The organism is Arthrobacter sp. 135MFCol5.1 (assembly GCF_000374865.1).
Lineage (GTDB): Bacteria > Actinomycetota > Actinomycetes > Actinomycetales > Micrococcaceae > Arthrobacter.
Genome location: NZ_KB895482.1, coordinates 1 through 3,178 on the forward strand (window position 1 = coordinate 1; position 3,178 = coordinate 3,178).

Below are 3,178 nucleotides of genomic sequence, written 5' to 3' on the forward strand. Positions count from 1 at the left end.
TTTGTATGTATCTGTGTGGTGTAAGTTGTTGGCCTATTAGTACCGGTCAGCTTCACGAGTCGTTAGTCCTCGCTTCCACATCCGGCCTATCAACCCAGTGGTCTGGCTGGGGGCCTCTCACACATAAAGTGTATGGAAATCTCATCTTGAAGCGAGCTTCCCGCTTAGATGCTTTCAGCGGTTATCCCATCCGAACGTAGCTAATCAGCGGTGCACTTGGCAGTACAACTGACACACCAGAGGTTCGTCCGTCCCGGTCCTCTCGTACTAAGGACAGCCCTTCTCAAATTTCCTGCGCGCGCAGCGGATAGGGACCGAACTGTCTCACGACGTTCTAAACCCAGCTCGCGTACCGCTTTAATGGGCGAACAGCCCAACCCTTGGGACCTACTCCAGCCCCAGGATGCGACGAGCCGACATCGAGGTGCCAAACCATGCCGTCGATATGGACTCTTGGGCAAGATCAGCCTGTTATCCCCGAGGTACCTTTTATCCGTTGAGCGACGGCCATTCCACAATGTACCGCCGGATCACTAGTCCCGACTTTCGTCCCTGCTCGAGATGTCTCTCTCACAGTCAAGCTCCCTTGTGCACTTACACTCGACACCTGATTGCCAACCAGGCTGAGGGAACCTTTGGGCGCCTCCGTTACTTTTTAGGAGGCAACCGCCCCAGTTAAACTACCCATCAGGCACTGTCCCTGACCCGGATTACGGGCCGAAGTTAGATGTCCAAAGTGACCAGAGTGGTATTTCAACGATGACTCCACCCGAACTGGCGTCCGGGCTTCAACGTCTCCCACCTATCCTACACAAGCCACTCCGAACACCAATACCAAACTATAGTAAAGGTCTCGGGGTCTTTCCGTCCTGCTGCGCGTAACGAGCATCTTTACTCGTACTGCAATTTCGCCGAGTTTATGGTTGAGACAGCGGGGAAGTCGTTACTCCATTCGTGCAGGTCGGAACTTACCCGACAAGGAATTTCGCTACCTTAGGATGGTTATAGTTACCACCGCCGTTTACTGGGGCTTAAATTCTCAGCTTCGCCGTGAGGCTAACCGGTCCTCTTAACCTTCCAGCACCGGGCAGGAGTCAGTCCGTATACATCGTCTTGCGACTTCGCACGGACCTGTGTTTTTAGTAAACAGTCGCTTCCCCCTGGTCTCTGCGGCCCCGATCCCCTCCACACCGCGAAGGTGTATCAAGGTTGGGGCCCCCCTTCTCCCGAAGTTACGGGGGCATTTTGCCGAGTTCCTTAACCATAATTCTCTCGATCGCCTTAGTATTCTCTACCTGATCACCTGTGTCGGTTTGGGGTACGGGCGGCTAAAACCTCGCGTCGATGCTTTTCTCGGCAGCATAGGATCACCAAATCCCCCCAAACGGGGGTCCCATCAGATCTCAGGCACCATGAGTGGCGGATTTGCCTACCACTCGCCCTACATCCTTAGACCGGGACAACCATCGCCCGGCTCGGCTACCTTCCTGCGTCACACCTGTTAATACGCTTGCCTCCCAGGATCAGGTCCCGCGCTCCACCAAAACCCACAACACCACAAGGGTGAGCGGGCAGGTCTCGGGCGGTTAGTATCCCCTGTTCAACATGGACGGTTTTTCGCCGGTACGGGAATATCAACCCGTTGTCCATCGACTACGCCTGTCGGCCTCGCCTTAGGTCCCGACTTACCCAGGGCAGATTAGCTTGACCCTGGAACCCTTGATCATTCGGCGGACGGGTTTCTCACCCGTCTTTCGCTACTCATGCCTGCATTCTCACTCGTGTAGGCTCCACCGCTGGTTTACACCGCGACTTCACCGCCCACACGACGCTCCCCTACCCATCCAAACACCTGAACCACGAAGGCTTAGTAAATGTTTGAATGCCACAACTTCGGCGGTGTACTTGAGCCCCGCTACATTGTCGGCGCGGAATCACTTGACCAGTGAGCTATTACGCACTCTTTTAAGGGTGGCTGCTTCTAAGCCAACCTCCTGGTTGTCTGGGCAACTCCACATCCTTTCCCACTTAGCACACGCTTAGGGGCCTTAGTTGGTGGTCTGGGCTGTTTCCCTCTCGACTATGAAGCTTATCCCCCACAGTCTCACTGCTGCGCTCTCACTTACCGGCATTCGGAGTTTGGCTGACGTCAGTAACCTTGTAGGGCCCATTAGCCATCCAGTAGCTCTACCTCCAGCAAGAAACACGCAACGCTGCACCTAAATGCATTTCGGGGAGAACCAGCTATCACGAAGTTTGATTGGCCTTTCACCCCTACCCACAGCTCATCCCCTCCATTTTCAACTGAAGTGGGTTCGGTCCTCCACGACGTCTTACCGTCGCTTCAACCTGGCCATGGGTAGATCACTTCGCTTCGGGTCTAGATCACGCCACTGCAACGCCCTATTCAGACTCGCTTTCGCTACGGCTGCCCCACACGGGTTAACCTCGCGACGTAACACTAACTCGCAGGCTCATTCTTCAAAAGGCACGCCGTCACCAGAATCAGACTGGCTCCGACGGATTGTAAGCACACGGTTTCAGGTACTGTTTCACTCCCCTCCCGGGGTACTTTTCACCTTTCCCTCACGGTACTGGTCCGCTATCGGTCATTAGGGAGTATTTAGGCTTATCAGGTGGTCCTGACAGATTCGCACGGGATTTCTCGGGCCCCGTACTACTTGGGATACTCTCACAGGCGGCACAAACACATTACGGTTACGGGACTAACACCCTCTCTGGCCGGCCTTTCAAAACCGTTCACCTATGCGCGCACATCACACCCCACCAGCCCGGCAGAACTGGTATGGAAAGTCCCACAACCCCGACCATGCAACGCCCGCCGGCTATCACACATGGAACGGTTTAGCCTGATCCGCGTTCGCTCGCCACTACTAACGGAATCACTATTGTTTTCTCTTCCTGCGGGTACTGAGATGTTTCACTTCCCCGCGTTCCCCCCACGCACCCTATGTGTTCAGGTACGGGTCACCAAGTCACTCGCGCGCTTGGCGGGGTTTCCCCATTCGGACACCCTGGGATCACAGTCCGGTTATCGACTCCCCCAGGCTTATCGCAGATTCCTACGTCCTTCTTCGGCTCCTAATGCCAAGGCATCCACCGTGTGCTCTTAAAAACTTGACCACAAAGATCAAAAAAATTTCTCGAGAGAACCACA

1 rRNA gene is annotated in these 3,178 nt (G+C 54.8%); it reads right to left on the bottom strand.

From position 1 onward, the window contains the following. Positions 1–15: 15 nt before the first annotated feature. Positions 16–3,144 (bottom strand): 23S ribosomal RNA (locus C563_RS0120695). Positions 3,145–3,178 lie beyond the last annotated feature (34 nt).